The organism is Alsobacter ponti, assembly GCF_024294805.1.
GTDB lineage: Bacteria > Pseudomonadota > Alphaproteobacteria > Rhizobiales > Beijerinckiaceae > Alsobacter > Alsobacter ponti.
In genome coordinates this window covers 1-14,197 of the sequence record NZ_JANCLU010000015.1, presented here as the reverse complement: position 1 = coordinate 14,197, position 14,197 = coordinate 1, and the positions used below count along the sequence as shown (strand labels likewise).

At 73.5% G+C, this 14,197-nt stretch carries 14 protein-coding genes; 2 read left to right on the top strand and 12 right to left on the bottom strand.

Going from position 1 to position 14,197, the window contains the following annotated elements; genetic code table 11:
* Positions 1–19 precede the first annotated feature (19 nt).
* The 5 genes from NK718_RS22185 to NK718_RS14980 form a co-directional block, all read right to left on the bottom strand.
* Positions 20–502 carry a BA14K family protein gene (locus NK718_RS22185; protein WP_254743851.1) on the bottom strand — a complete coding sequence of 161 codons (483 nt, stop codon included), beginning with the start codon at positions 500–502 and terminating at the stop codon, positions 20–22.
* Between the two features lie 97 nt (positions 503–599).
* The gene (locus tag NK718_RS14995; protein ID WP_254743849.1) at positions 600–2,951 is read right to left on the bottom strand and encodes a cytochrome c3 family protein; all 2,352 of its coding nucleotides are present in this window, start codon (positions 2,949–2,951) and stop codon (positions 600–602) included.
* A gap of 255 nt (positions 2,952–3,206) precedes the next feature.
* Positions 3,207–4,688 (bottom strand): protein adenylyltransferase SelO, encoded by a 1,482-nt coding sequence (locus NK718_RS14990; protein WP_254743847.1) that lies wholly within the window; start codon positions 4,686–4,688, stop codon positions 3,207–3,209.
* A gap of 82 nt (positions 4,689–4,770) precedes the next feature.
* Positions 4,771–5,700 (bottom strand): AEC family transporter, encoded by a 930-nt coding sequence (locus NK718_RS14985; RefSeq protein ID WP_254743845.1) that lies wholly within the window; start codon positions 5,698–5,700, stop codon positions 4,771–4,773.
* A gap of 12 nt (positions 5,701–5,712) precedes the next feature.
* Entirely contained in the window at positions 5,713–7,083 is a 1,371-nt protein-coding gene (locus NK718_RS14980) for a cobyrinic acid a,c-diamide synthase CobB (protein ID WP_254743843.1), read from the bottom strand.
* 68 nt (positions 7,084–7,151) lie between these two features.
* On the opposite strand from NK718_RS14980, the gene NK718_RS14975 reads away from it, so the two are divergent.
* Positions 7,152–8,276, top strand: a complete 1,125-nt coding sequence (locus NK718_RS14975) for a cobalt-precorrin-5B (C(1))-methyltransferase (protein ID WP_371877298.1) — start codon at positions 7,152–7,154, stop codon at positions 8,274–8,276.
* A 5-nt stretch (positions 8,277–8,281) separates the two neighbouring features.
* On the opposite strand, the gene cobM is transcribed toward NK718_RS14975, so the two are convergent.
* The 3 genes from cobM to cbiE are packed head-to-tail and all read right to left on the bottom strand — an operon-like array spanning position 8,282 to position 10,667.
* Positions 8,282–9,058 carry a precorrin-4 C(11)-methyltransferase gene (cobM, locus tag NK718_RS14970; RefSeq protein WP_254743839.1) on the bottom strand — a complete coding sequence of 259 codons (777 nt, stop codon included), beginning with the start codon at positions 9,056–9,058 and terminating at the stop codon, positions 8,282–8,284.
* The gene (locus NK718_RS14965) at positions 9,055–9,441 is read right to left on the bottom strand and encodes a cobalamin biosynthesis protein (protein ID WP_254743837.1); all 387 of its coding nucleotides are present in this window, start codon (positions 9,439–9,441) and stop codon (positions 9,055–9,057) included. The genes cobM and NK718_RS14965 overlap by 4 nt, the downstream gene beginning before the upstream one ends.
* A complete protein-coding gene (gene cbiE, locus NK718_RS14960) occupies positions 9,438–10,667 on the bottom strand; it encodes a precorrin-6y C5,15-methyltransferase (decarboxylating) subunit CbiE (protein WP_254743835.1) in 1,230 nt (409 codons plus the stop codon). The genes NK718_RS14965 and cbiE overlap by 4 nt, the downstream gene beginning before the upstream one ends.
* Positions 10,668–10,714: 47 nt before the next feature.
* On the opposite strand from cbiE, the gene NK718_RS14955 reads away from it, so the two are divergent.
* Positions 10,715–11,461 carry a cobalt-precorrin-6A reductase gene (locus tag NK718_RS14955; RefSeq protein ID WP_254743833.1) on the top strand — a complete coding sequence of 249 codons (747 nt, stop codon included), beginning with the start codon at positions 10,715–10,717 and terminating at the stop codon, positions 11,459–11,461.
* Here NK718_RS14955 and cobJ read toward each other — a convergent pair.
* The 4 genes from cobJ to NK718_RS14935 form a co-directional block, all read right to left on the bottom strand.
* Positions 11,443–12,204: a precorrin-3B C(17)-methyltransferase gene (gene cobJ / locus NK718_RS14950; RefSeq protein ID WP_254743831.1), complete on the bottom strand. Its 762-nt coding sequence runs from the start codon at positions 12,202–12,204 to the stop codon at positions 11,443–11,445. The two genes, NK718_RS14955 and cobJ, sit on opposite strands and share 19 nt — an antisense overlap.
* A complete protein-coding gene (locus NK718_RS14945; protein WP_254743829.1) occupies positions 12,201–12,935 on the bottom strand; it encodes a precorrin-2 C(20)-methyltransferase in 735 nt (244 codons plus the stop codon). The genes cobJ and NK718_RS14945 overlap by 4 nt, the downstream gene beginning before the upstream one ends.
* A complete protein-coding gene (locus tag NK718_RS14940) occupies positions 12,932–13,504 on the bottom strand; it encodes a precorrin-8X methylmutase (RefSeq protein WP_254744088.1) in 573 nt (190 codons plus the stop codon). The genes NK718_RS14945 and NK718_RS14940 overlap by 4 nt, the downstream gene beginning before the upstream one ends.
* 104 nt (positions 13,505–13,608) lie before the next feature.
* Positions 13,609–14,115 carry a ferredoxin-like domain-containing protein gene (locus NK718_RS14935; RefSeq protein WP_254743827.1) on the bottom strand — a complete coding sequence of 169 codons (507 nt, stop codon included), beginning with the start codon at positions 14,113–14,115 and terminating at the stop codon, positions 13,609–13,611.
* Positions 14,116–14,197: the final 82 nt, after the last annotated feature.

The following is a 14,197-nucleotide window of genomic DNA, read 5'->3' as shown; positions in this document are numbered from 1 at the left end:
GAAGGCGAGCCGGGCGGCGTCAGTTCTCAGGACGGCACTCGCGGATCGTTCCGTCGAAGGCCCGATAGGTGCCCGTCTGGGGGTTGTAGGAACGGTACCCCGTGCAGCCGCGCGAGCCGCTCGCCTGTCGAGGGGCCGCGGTGGCGCCAGTCGCCGGGGTCGCGGGGGCGGGCGTCAAGAGAGGCGGACTGGGATCGACGATGATCGGCGCGACGCCCAGAGGGGAGGTCAGCACGACCGGCGCTTCGGCGGGCGGCGTGTCCTGGGCCGGCTCGGCGGCGTTCGCCGGCGGGGCTGGCGCCGGACGCGGCATCGCCTCGCGGACGGTCAGCGTCGGGCCGATCTTGCCGCCGGAAGGCGCGTCGGCGACGGGCGAGCGGTCGACGGCGACCGCCGCATAGAGCAGCCCGCCGGCGATCACGGCCAGCCCGAGGATGATCGCCAGCAATCCCCCGATCACCGGAAAAGCAGCGGACGTCGCCCTGGCTCGTTTCGTGCTCACCTGCCGCAATCCCATCCTGCGATACCGTCGCGCCAACCATTCCGAGGCGTCTCGCTCAGGAACGCCCCGAGCCGCCAAAAGTGCCGGACCGGACCGCTCAGGGGGCCGGCCGCGCGCCCGCCGCCGACAACTGGGCCGCCAGCCGCGCGACCCCCGGATCGTCCGGGACCAGGACTCTTAGTCGCTGCGCCAGAGGGGCGGCCCGTGCGAGATCGCGAGCCTTCAGGGCGTTCTGAAGCAGCAGCGCGGTCACTTCCGCATCGGACGGATTGCTCTGCAAGGCCTTCTCCAGCACGCGCCCCGCCTCGTCGGCCCGGCCGACGGAGGCCAGCGCGACCGCGTAGACATAGGCGTAGCGGCTCTGCCCGGGATCGCGTTCCGCCGCCAGCCGCAACTGCTCGAGGGCCTCGGCTTGCCGCCGGGCGCGCACCAAAGCGAGGCCGAGCGCGTGTCTCGGCGCGGCGGCGGTCGGGTCCATGGCGATCGTCTGCCGCAGCAGGATCTCGGCATCGGACTCGCGGCCGAGCGACCGGTAGAAATCCGCCAGGTCGACGCGGACCGGGACGGAGAACCCCAGCTTCAGCGCCGCGAGATACTCCCGCTCGGCCTCGGCCGTGCGCCCGCGCTGCGCGAGAAAGCGCGCCAGATTGGCGCGATGCTCCGGCCGGTCGGCATTGAAGCGTTCCCCCGCCTCGTACTCCGCCGCCGCCGCCTCGAAGGCCTGGCGCTCCGCCGGGCTCGCGCCCGGGGGCGGACCTTCGGCGAGCGTCACGGCCGCCTGCATGCGGACGGACCGCACCGGATCGCCGAGCAGCCCGGCGGCGCGCCGCCAGCGTTGGTCGGGCGGAAGCCCGGCCAGTCCGCCGAGCGCCGCGATACGGATCATCGGGTCTGGGTCCGCCAGATTGGCCGACATCGCTCCGTCGACCGCGGCGGCGGGCCGCTCGCGCAGGAAGAGGAGGGCCGTGGCGCGCGCCAGCGCGGGCGTCGCCTTGTCGGCGGAAACGGCGAGCAGAAGGTCCCGCGCGCGCGGATCGCCCGTCCTCGCCGCGTGGAACGCCGGCGCGTAGGTTTGCGCGCCCTTGCGGACCGGGCCGTGCCAGGCTTCCACCGCCGAAGCCGCCCAGGCGGCCGGCTTGTCGCGATGGCAGTCGTTGCAGGCGTTCGGCGTGCCCAGGGACACGGTGAGGTCGGGCCGGGGAACGCGGAACGAGTGGTCATGACGCCGGTCCACGACCATGTAGGTCCGCGCCGGCATGTGGCAGGACACGCAATCCGGCTGGCCGGGGCCTTGCGCGTGGCCGGTATGGCGAACCGAGGCGAACACCTCGGCGCTGTGGCATTGGCCGCAGACCTGCGCGCCGTCGGCCTTCAGCCTGGCCGAATGCGGGTCGTGGCAGTCGCCGCAGGTCACGCCCCGGGCGTGCATGCGGCTCTGCTGGAAGGATGCGAGATTGAACACCTCGTCCTTCATCTGCCCGTCATCCTCGAACAGGTCGGGCGTCAGGAAGACCGTCCGGTAGAAGTCGGCGAGCGGACTGCCGGGACGCCAGCCTTCGGCGAACTGACCGCGCCGCGAATGGCAAGTGCCGCACGTGTCGACCTCGTCGCCGACGCGCCGCGCGACGCCGTGGGCGGGGCTGCCGGTCGCCGGGTCGGGCGTCCAGTCCGCGGCCGGGCGCGGCGTGGCGGCCGACGCGAACCCTTTGCGCGGAGCGCCGGGCTCGCGGCCGCCTTCGGCCCATTTCACATGTCCCTCGCCAGGTCCGTGACAGGCCTCGCACCCGACGCTGACCTCGGCGAACCGCGTTTCGAAGCGGTTGTCGGAGGGCTTGTAGCCCTTGCTCACCGCCGTCGAGTGGCAGTCGGCGCACATGAAGTTCCAGTTCTGCTGGAGCCCGGTCCAGTGCAGCACGTCGCCCGGCGGGATCGCCTCGCCGGGGTAGAGGTGGAACCAGCGCTGGCCGCCCTCGGCGCGGGTCCGCGTGTCCCAGGCGTAAGGCAGCGCCTGGAGTCGCCCGTCCGGGAACTCCGTCAGATATTGCTGCAGCGGCGCGACCCCGAAGGTGTACGCCACGCGGAACCTGGCCGTCTTTCCGTCGCGCCCTTCCGTTTCCACGACATAGTCGTCCCCCTCGCGCAGGAAGCGCGCCTTCGACCCAAAATGCTCGGCGGCGACGTCGCTGAAATCGCCGAGCACGGCTTCCGGCGTGGCGGGCTGCATCGCGGCGGCGTGCTGCGAGGCGCGCCACGCGGCGGCCTGGGCCTCGTGGCACGACGCGCAGGCTTGCGATCCGACAAAGCCCTGCGGCGCGGAGGGCGCCAGTTCGCCCACCTTCACGGCGGGGGCGGGCGCTTGACCGTGCACCAGGCCGACGCCGAACACCGCGGCGACGCACAGCAACGCCCACAACGCGACCCGAAGCGGGGAGAAGGATGCGGCGCTCATCGCAGACAGCTCGGGCCCAGAATGGGCGACCGCCGCCGCTCCCGGCGGGAGAACGGTCCACGCCTCGACGTGGGGTCGCGTGAAGCTTTATTGATTAAGGTCAACACTTGATCTGGATTACAGCGCGCGAGCAGGCGCCGCAACCGGGATGAAGGTCGCACTCAGCAGGATGTGACTTCGCAAAGCTTCACTGTCGTCCGGCGCAAGCCTCGGCCGGCGTCGATGATCCGAAGGCGACGGCGTTTCCGCTCTGCCTCAGGTGCCGCAGAACGTCCTGTAGTCGCTGCGGTCCTCCGCGGGGGGCTGCGCCAGCGGCGAAGCGTCGGCGCTTTCGGCGTAGGGATCGGCCAGCACGCGCGCCATCTCCTCGAAGGGTGCGTAGTCGTCGCGCTCGATGGCAGCGGAGAGGGCGGCCTCGACCCGGTGGTTGCGGGGGATGACGGCCGGGCTGGCGCGCAGCATGGCCGCCCGCCTTGTCTCCGCCGGCGCGTCCTCGGCCGCGAGGCGGTCCCGCCAGACGGCGAGCCATTCGTCGAGGGCGGCCTGCTCGCTTCCGAAGAGCCCGCGCAGGCCCGCCTCGTGCTGTGGTCCAAGAGCCGCGTCCGCAAGGCGGCGGAAGGTCAGCGTGAAGTCGGCGCGCGCCGCGGCCATGGCCGAGAACAGCGCCTGGGCGAGGTCGATGTCGTCGGGCTGCTCGCGCAGCAGCCCGAGCTTGCGGCGCAGGCCGCCGAGATAGCCCTCGTTGAACGCGTCGGCGAACGCGCCGAGCGCCTCCTGCGCCTGCGCCACGGCGGCCTCCTCGTTGGGATCGAGCAGGGGAAGCAGGCACTCGGCCAGCCGCGCCAGGTTCCATTGCGCGATGCCCGGCTGGTTGGCGTAGGCGTAGCGGCCGAACTGGTCGATGGAGCTGAACACGGTGCGCGGATCGTAGGCGTCCATGAAGGCGCAGGGGCCGTAGTCGATCGTCTCCCCCGCCACCGACATGTTGTCGGTGTTCATGACGCCGTGGATGAAGCCGACCAGCAGCCATTGCGCCACCAGCCGGCCCTGCCGCGCGGCGACGCCCTCCAGCAGGGCGCGATACGGAGACGCCGCCTGCGCCGCATCGGGATAGTGCCGCGCGATCGCATGGTCGGCGAGCTGCCGCAGCGCGTCGACCCGCCCGCGCGCGGCGAAGAACTGGAACGTCCCCACGCGAATATGGCTCGACGCGACGCGCGTCAGCACCGCGCCGGGGAGGGCGGTTTCGCGGTAGACCTGCTCGCCGGTGGTGGCGGCGGCCAGCGCCCGCGTGGTCGGAATACCGAGCGCGTGCATGGCCTCGCTCACCAGATATTCCCGCAGCACCGGCCCCAGCGCCGCGCGTCCGTCCCCGTTACGCGAGTAGGGCGTCGGCCCCGATCCCTTGAGCTGGATGTCGCGGCGCTCGCCGGCGCGGTCGACGACCTCGCCGAGCAGGATGGCGCGCCCGTCGCCGAGTTGCGGCACGAAATGCCCGAACTGGTGGCCGGCATAGGCCATGGCCAGCGGCTCGGCCACTTCGGGGATGCGCTTGCCGGCCAGGATCTCCGCGCCCTCGGGCGTGTCGAGCGCGTCCGGGTCCAGCCCGAGCTCGATGGCGAGCGCCCGGTTCAGCTGCACGAGACGGGGGCTTTGCGTGGGCGTCGGCTCGACGCGCGCGAAAAAGCCGGCGGGCATGCGCGCGTAGAGATTGTCGAACGGAAACTGGATCGTCATCGGCCTCACTCTCGACGCCGTGTCGGCCGAAGCCAATGGCCGGGCCGGCGGCCGGTTCCCGCTGAATGTGGGCCGCGACCGGCTATGGCGCAACCAGCCATGCCGCCACGGGGTAGGTGAAGGCCGCGAGCACCGTCGAGACGAGCACGGCCGCGGCCACGGTTTCGCTGCCGGTCTCGTAGCGGTCGGCGATGATGAAGGCGTTCGCGGCGACCGGCACGGCGGCGTAGAGGACGCCGGCGGCCACCCAGAAGGGCTCCAGCCGCAGCACGAGCGCCAGCACCGCCCAGATCGCCAGCGGGTGCACCACCAGCTTCGCCACGGCCAGCGGAGCGACGCGCAGGAAGCCGCCCTTGCGCATCCAGCCGTGCAGCGCCAGCCCAAGCGCGAAGACCCCGGTCGGCGCCGCCGCGCCGCCGACGAAGACGAGGAACCTGTCGACCGGCGCCGGCAGCGGCCAGCCGGACAGCGAGATGGCCAGCCCGGCGAGGATCGACAGCATGAACGGGTTGACGAGCGTGCCGCGCACCAGGCGCAGCGCCACGAGCCCCGGCGATCCCGAGCCCCGGCCCGCCTCGATGAGGCCGATGCAGAGCGGCACGATAACGGCAGTGTCGCAGACCAGGCCGATGGCGATAGGTCCCGCCGCGCCGTCGCCCAGAAAGGCGAGCATCAGCGGGATGCCGAGGAAGGCGAAGTTGCCGCCCACCAGCGTCTGCCCGCGCGACACGGCGGGGCCGAAGTCGTGACCCGCGCGCCGCCAGAACAGAATGGCGAGGCCGAGCAGGGCGACGGAGGTCGCCACCACGCCGAGGAAGAAGGGCGGGTTCCACAACTCGCCGAGCGGCTGACGCGCCATCACCCGCACCACCATGGCCGGGGTGGCGACGACGAAGGCGAAGGTGTTGAGGATCGACACGGCCTCGCTGCCGAACAGCCGGAAGCGGCCGGCCAGCCACCCGAGCGCGATCGCCGCGAAGAAGGGCGAACTGGTCGCCAGGAAGAGCAGCATCCGTCAGGGCCTTTATGCGCGGGCCGGACCATCGCCGGATGCCCCACCCGCCGCGTCGTCCGTCACGCAGGCGATGAGGTGGAAAAACGATCCGCTGACGAGCCCACGCCGGCTGCCGCTCGGCGCGGGGGCCGAGCCGTAGGCGTCGCGCGCCATCGCGAACGGCGCATCGCCCCCGGCGTCGACGATGCTGGAATAGTGGAACTCGTGTCCGCGCAGCCGGGCGCCGGCGGGCCCGAGGCAGGAGGCCTCGATCAGCTCCACGTCACGATAGCCCAGGTTCATGCGGCGCTTGGCGAAGCTGGTGGAGAGCCCCAGCAGGCCGGCCATCTCATGCGCTGCGCCGTTCGCGTCCGTCAGGGTGCGGCCGAGCGTCATGTAGCCCCCGCATTCGCCGTGGACGGGCCGCGTCCCCGCGAATTCGCGCAGCCCCTCGAGGAAGCGCCGCGCCGAGGCGATTCGGCCGGCATGCAGCTCCGGATACCCTCCCGGGAGCCAGCAGATGTCGCAGGACGGGTCGGGCGCTTCGTCGGCGAGCGGCGAGAACGGCACGATCTCAGCGCCCCGCGCGCGCCAGCCGGCGACGATATGCGGGTACACGAACGAGAACGCCTCATCGCGCGCCAGCGCGATGCGCTGGCCGGGCGGCGGCGGCGCGGATTCCGTCGAGGGAAGCGCGTGCGGCGTGAACGGCGCGGCCGCCGCCATGATGGCGTCGAGGTCGAGATGCGCTTCGACGAGGTCCGCCATGGCGTCGAGCAGCGCGTCGAGCCCGCTCGTTTCGCTGGCCTGGACGAGGCCGAGGTGACGCTCGGGAAGCCGCACCGCGTCGCTGCGCGGAATGGCGCCGAAGATGCGATGTCCGAGGGCTTCGATGGCGCCCGTCACGAGCCGTGTGTGCCGCTCGCTTCCGGACCGGTTGACGACCACCCCCGCGAGGCGGATGCGAGGGTCGTAGGTCGCGCAGCCGTGGACCACGGCCGCCGCCGACTGCGACTGGCCGGCGACGTCGACGACCAGAACGACGGGCCACCCCGTCGCGGCCGCGACATCGGCCGTCGAGCCGGAGCGTCCGGCCGGAGCCGGCACCCCGTCGAACAGGCCCATGGAGCCTTCGCACAGCACGAGGTCGGCGGAGGAGGCGGCCTGGGCCGCCAGGCCGGCGAGGAAGTCCGGCGGCATGGCCCAGCTGTCCAGGTTCAGGCTTTCGCGTCCGCACGCGACGGCGTGGAAGGCGGGGTCGATGTAGTCGGGGCCGTTCTTCGCGCCCGCCACGGACACGCCGCGGCGCGACAATGCGCGCAGCAGGCCCAGCATCACCGTCGTCTTGCCGCTCGACGAGCGCGGCGCGGAGATCACGAGGCCGTGGGTGCTGGGGATCATGCGGACGCTCCGGGGGAAGTCTCGGGGGCGGGGGCGACGCTTTGCCCGGCCGCGCAGGCGCGATAGGAATGCGGACGATGAGCGAAGACCTTCCCGATCCGGGCCTGCCCGATCGCCCCTTGCGCCATGGCTGGACGACTGGGAGTTGCGCGACCGCGGCGGCGCGCGCCGCCTTCGAGGCGCTGTGCACCGGGATGTTTCCGGACCCGGTCGCGATCAGGCTGCCGGGCGGCCAGCGTCCATCCTTCGCCCTGGCCCTGACCGAGATCGGCGAGGGCTTCGCCCGCGCCGGCGTCGTGAAGGACGCCGGCGACGACCCGGACGTGACGCACGGCGCGCTGGTCGTCGCCACGCTGCGCCGCGCCGCCCGGGGGGCGGGCGTGGTGTTCCGCGCCGGGCCGGGCGTCGGCGTCGTCACCCGTCCCGGCCTGCCGATCCCGCCCGGCGAGCCCGCCATCAACCCGGTTCCCCGCGCGATGATGCGCGAGGCGATCGGCGAGGCCGCGGCCGCGCTGGGCGACGCCGCGGACGTGGTCGTCGAAATCTCCATTCCCGGCGGCGAGGACCTCGCCCGGCAGACGCTCAATGGCCGGCTCGGCATCGTCGGCGGGCTGTCCATCCTGGGCACGACCGGCATCGTGACGCCATTCTCCTGCGCCGCGTGGATCCACACCATCCATCGCGGCGTCGATGTCGCCAGGGCCATGGGGCTGCGGCATGTGGCCGGCGCGACGGGGTCGACCTCCGAAGCCGCCGTTCAGCTTCTGCACGGCCTCGACGAGCCCGCGCTGATCGACATGGGCGACTTCGCCGGTGGAATGCTCAAATATCTGCGCCGCCATCCCGTCCCGAAGGTCACGGTGGCCGGCGGCTTCGCCAAGATGACGAAGCTCGGCCAGGGCTTGCTCGACCTGCACTCGCGCAGGGGCTCCGTCGATCTCGCCTGGCTCGCCGACAAGGTGCGCGAGGCGGGCGGCGACGAGGCGCTGGCGCGCGCCATGCTGGCGGCGAACGGGGCCAACGACGTGCTGCGCCAGGCGCGCGACGCCGGGCTCGATCTTCCGGCGCTGGTGGCCGAGGCGGCGTGGCGCACCGCCGCCCGGGCGCTCGCGGGGGCCGGCAGCGAACTCGAGATCGTCGTCGTCGACCGGCAGGGAGTCGTCGCCGCCCGCACGCCGTTCAAGCCGATCTAGCCGCGTCATTCCGGGCCGCCCCGCCAGCCGGGCGTACGGAAGCGGCGGGCGTAGTCCGCGTCGTAAAGCGCGCTGGGCCGGAAATCCTCGCTGCCGAGCACCGGCCCGACCAGGATGAGGGCGGTGCGCTCCATCGGGCTCCTGGCCGCCTCGGCTTCGATGGTCCCCAGCGTCGCCTTGATCACGCGCTCGTCCGGCCACGAGGCGCGGTAGACGATGGCGACCGGGCACTCCGCCCCATAGTGCGGCGTCAGCTCGGCGACGACGCGGGCCAGCGCGTGGATCGAGAGATGGATGGCGAGCGTGGCCCCGGTCGCCGCGAAGGCGGGCAAGGTCTCGCGCGGCGGCATGGACGAGGCGCGCCCGGAGGTGCGGGTGAGGATGAGCGACTGGCCCACTTCGGGCAGCGTCAGCTCGCGCCCCAGCGCGGCCGCGGCCGCCGCGAAGGCCGGCACGCCGGGCGTGATGGTGTAGGGAATGCCCCGCTCGCGCAGCAGCCTCAGCTGCTCGCCCATGGCGCTCCACACCGAGAGGTCGCCCGAATGCAGGCGCGCCACGTCGTGGCCGGCCGCGAAGGCGCGTTCGAACTCTTCCGCCAGGACCTCCAGCGAGAGGGCGGCGGTATCGACGATGCGCGCGCCGGGCGGGCAATAGGCGAGGATGTCGCGGGGCACCAGCGAACCCGCGTACAGGCACACCGGGCAGCGGGCCACGAGATCGCGGCCGCGCACCGTGATGAGGTCCGGCGCGCCGGGGCCGGCGCCGATGAAGTGGACGGTCATGACGAGGATCCCGAGCGCGCCACGGCGCAGGTCGCGCCGCCTTCGCTGAGGCGCGGCACGACGAGGGTGGAGGAGGGGCCGGCGCCCGCGAGCGCGGCGGTTTCGGCCATCGACGGCACGCCGAAAAGCGCGACGACGCGCTCCGATCTCGTCTCCGCGCGCGGCGACGCGGCCTGCAAGGCGGCCCGGGGCAGGAAGGCGAGCGGCAGGCGGAGCGCCATCGCCGCCTCGCGAATGCCGGGCTCGGTCTGCTTGTCGACGCTCGTGAACAGCGCGGCGGGGCCGCCTCCGGCGCGCTCCAGCGCGATGCGCACGAGGCCGGCGATGGTCTCAGCCGGACATCCGGCCCGGCACCCGACGCCGATGGCGAGCAGCCGGGTCATTGCGCGCCCTCAGGCTTCTCGACCGACCACTGCGCGACCGGCATGGCCGGCCGCCAGCCGCGAAACCCGCCGACCGCGTCGGCGCGCGCCAGCTGGATCGACACGAGTTCGCCGCCCCAGCGCGCCTGCCGCGCGATCAGGTCGGCCTGCGTCTCGAGCGTGACGGCATTAACGACGAGCCGGCCGCCCGCGCTGAGCGCGCTCCAGGCGGCGTCGATCACCGCCGGGTCCGTGCCGCCGCCGCCGACGAACACGGCGTCCGGGGCGGGAAGCCCGGCCAGCGCCGCCGGGGCCGCGCCTTGCACGATGCGCAAATCCGGCGTTCCGAGCGCGGCCGCGTTGCGGGCGATGCGCGCGGCCCGGTCGGGCCGGGGCTCGACGGCGATGGCGCGGTTGGCGGGATGGCGCAGCATCCACTCGATGCCGACCGAGCCCGAGCCCGCGCCGACGTCCCACAGCAATTCGCCCTGTCGAGGGGCGAGGGCGGAAAGCGTGATGGCGCGGACCTCGCGCTTGGTGATCTGGCCGTCGTGCTCGAACAGGCTGTCGGGAATGCCGGAGGCGAGCGGCAGCACGCGCGCGCCCGGCGCGGCGACGACTTCGAGGCCCACCGTGTTCAGCGGGTCCACCTCGGCGTCGAAACTGTCGGCCGTGGCGTCGAGAATGCGCTCGCGGGGGCCGCCCAGCGCCTCGCAGACGACCAGGCGCGAGCCGCCCAGTCCGCGCTCGCGCAGCAGCGCGGCGAGCCGGCCGGGGGTCGTCTCGTCCCACGACAGCGCGAGGATGCGCGCGCCGGGCTGCAGCAGCGGGACGATACGCTCGAAAGAGCGGCCGTGCAGGGACACCGGCGCGCAGTCCTGCAGCGCCCAGCCGAGCCTCGCGGCGGCCAGCGAGAACGCCGACGGCGCCGGCAGGCACAGCATCTCGGCGGGATCGACATGGCGCATCAGCGTCGCTCCCACCCCGAAGAAGAACGGGTCCCCGGTGGCGAGCACGCACACCGGCCGGCCGCGCCGCGCGAGGATGGCGGGGATCCCGTCGGTCAGCGGCGAGGGCCAGGCCATCCGCTCGCCCGGAAACGACCCGGCGAGCCCCAGGTGGCGCTCGCCGCCAACGACGAGTTCCGCTTGCGAGAGCAGCCGCCGTGCGGCAGGAGTGAGGCCGTCGAGCCCGTCCTCGCCGATGCCGACGAGGGATAGCCAGCGCTGGGGCGCGGACGCCGTCATGCCTCGGCGCTCCGGGGCGCATCGGGGCGGGAGAACGCGAGGAGACGATGCGGGTACTGGTCCTCGGCGGCACCACGGAGGCGACCGCGCTGGCTCGGGCCCTGGCCGGGCGGGTGGAGTTCGCGCCGACCCTGTCGCTCGCCGGCCGCACCGACCGGCCCGCCGCGCAGCCCATCCCGGCTCGGGTCGGCGGCTTCGGGGGCGTGGCGGGACTGGCGGACTATCTGCGGAGCGAGGGGATCGAGGCGGTCGTCGACGCCACGCATCCGTTCGCCGCGCGCATGTCCGAGCACGCCGCCCAGGCCTGCCGCGAGGCCGGCGTGCCCCTGGTCGCCCTCACGAGGCCGCCGTGGACTCCCGGGCCGGGAGACCGCTGGATCGACGTTCCCGACATGGCGGGGGCGGTGGACGCGCTGGGCGAGGTCCCGCGCACCGTTTTCCTCACCGTGGGGCGTCTCTCCCTGCCGGCCTTCGCCGCGCGGCCGGAGCACACCTACGTGGTGCGGACGATCGACGAGCCGGGCGAGGGGCCCCTTCCGCCGCGCGTCCGGCTGATCCGGGCGCGTGGACCCTTCGCCGAGGAGGACGAGGTCGCGCTGATGCGGCGGGAGGGCGTCGACATCGTGGTCAGCAAGAACAGCGGCGGCGAAGCCACCAGCGCCAAGCTCGCCGCCGCGCGCCGGCTCGGCCTGCCGGTGGTGATGGTGCGCCGGCCCCCCCGGCCCGAGACGAAGCAGGCGCATGGGGTCGCCGAGGCGCTCGGCTTCCTGGAGCGTCATCGCCGCGCCCCGTAACTGCGCGGCGTCAGCAGCCAGGGCGGGGCGTTGTCGCGGCGGATGAAGCGGGTTTCGCTCGAGCCGATGAGGACGAGTGTGCTCATGTCGGCGAGCGCCGGGTCGGCGTCGGCGAGGGTGGCGGTGACGATCCTCTCGTCCGGGCGGCCGACGGCGCGGGCGAAGGCGACCGGGGTGTCCGGCGACTTGACCGCGCGGAGCAGGGCGAAGGCGTCGTGGATGCGGCCGGGCCGGGCCTTCGAGGCGGGGTTGTAGAGGGCGATGACGAAGTCGCCCTCGGCGGCGGCGCGCAGGCGGCGCTCGACGATGTCCCACGGTTTCAGGTTGTCGGAGAGCGAGATGGCGCAGAAATCGTGCCCCAGCGGCGCGCCCAGCCGGGCCGCCGCCGCCTGCATCGCCGTGACTCCGGGGACGACGTGAATGTCCAGCGTTCGCAAGGACTTGTCGCCATCCTCCACGGCCTCCAGCACGGCCGCCGCCATGGCGAAGACGCCCGGGTCGCCGCCCGAGACGACGGCGACCAGCCTCCCCTCGGCGGCAAGCGCCAGGGCGTGGCGGGCGCGGTCCAGCTCGACCCGGTTGTCGCTGGCGTGGCGGGTCTGGCCGGGGCGGGCGGGGACGCGATCGAGATAGGGGCCGTAGCCGACGAGGTCGGTCGCCCGGGCCAGTTCGGCGGTCGCTTCCGGGGTCGTCCAGGCCTCCGGGCCGGGGCCCAGGCCGACGATGGCGAGGCGCCCGGTCATGGCCGGCGACCCTGGCCGGGGATCAGGATCATGCTGAAATAGGGGGCGGAATCGTCGATCTTCGCCCGCAATTCCGTGACGAATTCCCCGATCATCGTGCCACGTTCGACATAGAATGCGCGACTTCCGAATCCGGCTTCTTCCACCGCGTCGCGAACCTTCGGAAAATGCGAGCCGAGCTTCATGATGACGGCGGCGTCGGCGTCGCGGAGCCGGCGCACCAGGGCCTCGCGGGGCAGGGTGCCGGGCAGCACGGTCAGCACGTCGTCCCCCCACGTCATCGGCTGGCCGGCGGCCGTCCAGCAACCGGACATGCCGGTCACGCCCGGGCACACGCTGACCGGGTACCGGTCCTTCAGCCGCACGTGCATGTGCATGTAGGAGCCGTAGAAGAGGGGGTCGCCCTCGCACAGCAGGGCGACGTCGCGGCCGGCGTCGAGATGGGCGGCGATCGTCTGCGCCGCTTCCTCGTAGAAGGCGGAGAGCTGGGCGACGTAGGCCGGGTCGTCGAACGGGATCTCGGTCGTCACCGGGTAGGCCATCGGCAGCTCGACGCTCTCGGGGCCGATCCAAGGGTCGGCGATGGCGCGGGCGTGGCCGCGGCGGCCCTTCTTGCAAAAATAGGCGACGACCGGGGCGGAGCGGATCGCCTTCACCGCCTTGACGGTGAGCAGGTCCGGGTCGCCGGGGCCGAGGCCGACGCCCAGCAGCGTGCCGGTGCGTCCGCTCATTCGCGCGCGCTCGCCACGGCGTTGACGGCGGCGACCGTCATGGCGCTGCCGCCTTTTCGGCCGCGCACCACCAGCCACGGAACACGGCCGTCGGCGATCAGCGCCTCCTTCGACTCGGCCGCGCCGACGAAGCCCACCGGCATGCCGATCACGGCCGCCGGCGGCGGTTCGCCCTCGTCCAGCATCTCCAGCAGGCGGAACAGCGCGGTCGGCGCGTTGCCGATGGCGACCACCGCCCCGCCGATCCGGCCGCGCCACAGCTCCATGGCGGCGGCGGTGCGGGTGTTGCCGATGCGGCGGGCGAGCTCGGGCACGCGCGGGTCGTCGAGCGTGCAGACCACCTCGTTTCCGGCGGGCAGGCGGGCGCGAGTGATGCCGTTGGCGACCATCCTGGCGTCGCAAAGGATGGGCGCGCCGGCCTCGAGCGCCGCGCGGGCGGCGCGCACCGCGCCGGGGGCGAAGGCGATGTCGGAAGCGGCCTCGACCATGCCGCAGGCGTGGATGATGCGCACGGCGACCGGCTCCTCCTCCGGCGCGAACCGCGCCAGATCGGATTCGGCGCGGATCATCGCGAAGGAGCGGCGATAGATCTCGGCGCCGTCGCGCACGTAGTCGTAGCGGCTCGGCGGCGCGGTCACGCGCTGGGATGCGGTCACACGCTGGGATTCCTGGGTCAAACTGTCGTCCTCGCGGCCTCGGCCGCTTCCCTGATCGTTTCGGCGAGGCGCTCTGGCGCGACGCCGCGCCGCGCCGGCTCGTCCCGCGCCGTGCCGGCATACACCACGTCGTAGGCTCCGTCGCGCCCCACCAGCGTCACCGGCGACGCGGCCTGGCGGGCGCAGCCCTTGGCGCAGCCGGATACATGCACCGCGACGCCTTCGCGCGCCAGCCCCCGCGCGGCGTCGGCCAGCGCCAGCGCGTCGCGATGGGTGAAGGTGGTCGCGTTGCCGCAGGCGGGCGCGCCGGGGCAGGCGGCGACGGCGAGGCGCGGATCGGAGGGGTCGACGACGAAGCGGTCGGCCCAATCGGCGGCGAGCCGCGCCGCGCGGGCCGCGCCGATCCCCGGCAGCAGCAAGGCGCGCCACGGCGTCAGCCGCAATTCGCCCCGTCCGGAGCGCTCGGCCTCGTCGGCCAGCAGGTCGAGGTCGTCCGCCGTCCAGCGCCCGAACGGGGCCGCCACGCCCAGGGTCGCGCTTCGTATAGCGCAGGTAGCCGGACGTCGCGACGACGGACACGGCGAACATCAGCACGGCGAGCGCCGA

What these genes read in the sequence shown, in the direction of transcription:
- NK718_RS14995 (WP_254743849.1), bottom strand. Translation starts at nt 2,951, where the DNA reads ATGAGCGCCGCATCCTTCTCCCCGCTTCGGGTCGCGTTGTGGGCGTTG.
- NK718_RS14990 (WP_254743847.1), bottom strand. Translation starts at nt 4,688, where the DNA reads ATGACGATCCAGTTTCCGTTCGACAATCTCTACGCGCGCATGCCCGCC.
- NK718_RS14985 (WP_254743845.1), bottom strand. Translation starts at nt 5,700, where the DNA reads ATGCTGCTCTTCCTGGCGACCAGTTCGCCCTTCTTCGCGGCGATCGCG.
- NK718_RS14980 (WP_254743843.1), bottom strand. Translation starts at nt 7,083, where the DNA reads ATGATCCCCAGCACCCACGGCCTCGTGATCTCCGCGCCGCGCTCGTCG.
- NK718_RS14975 (WP_371877298.1), top strand. Translation starts at nt 7,152, where the DNA reads ATGCGGACGATGAGCGAAGACCTTCCCGATCCGGGCCTGCCCGATCGC.
- cobM (WP_254743839.1), bottom strand. Translation starts at nt 9,058, where the DNA reads ATGACCGTCCACTTCATCGGCGCCGGCCCCGGCGCGCCGGACCTCATC.
- NK718_RS14965 (WP_254743837.1), bottom strand. Translation starts at nt 9,441, where the DNA reads ATGACCCGGCTGCTCGCCATCGGCGTCGGGTGCCGGGCCGGATGTCCG.
- cbiE (WP_254743835.1), bottom strand. Translation starts at nt 10,667, where the DNA reads ATGACGGCGTCCGCGCCCCAGCGCTGGCTATCCCTCGTCGGCATCGGC.
- NK718_RS14955 (WP_254743833.1), top strand. Translation starts at nt 10,715, where the DNA reads ATGCGGGTACTGGTCCTCGGCGGCACCACGGAGGCGACCGCGCTGGCT.
- cobJ (WP_254743831.1), bottom strand. Translation starts at nt 12,204, where the DNA reads ATGACCGGGCGCCTCGCCATCGTCGGCCTGGGCCCCGGCCCGGAGGCC.
- NK718_RS14945 (WP_254743829.1), bottom strand. Translation starts at nt 12,935, where the DNA reads ATGAGCGGACGCACCGGCACGCTGCTGGGCGTCGGCCTCGGCCCCGGC.
- NK718_RS14940 (WP_254744088.1), bottom strand. Translation starts at nt 13,504, where the DNA reads ATGATCCGCGCCGAATCCGATCTGGCGCGGTTCGCGCCGGAGGAGGAG.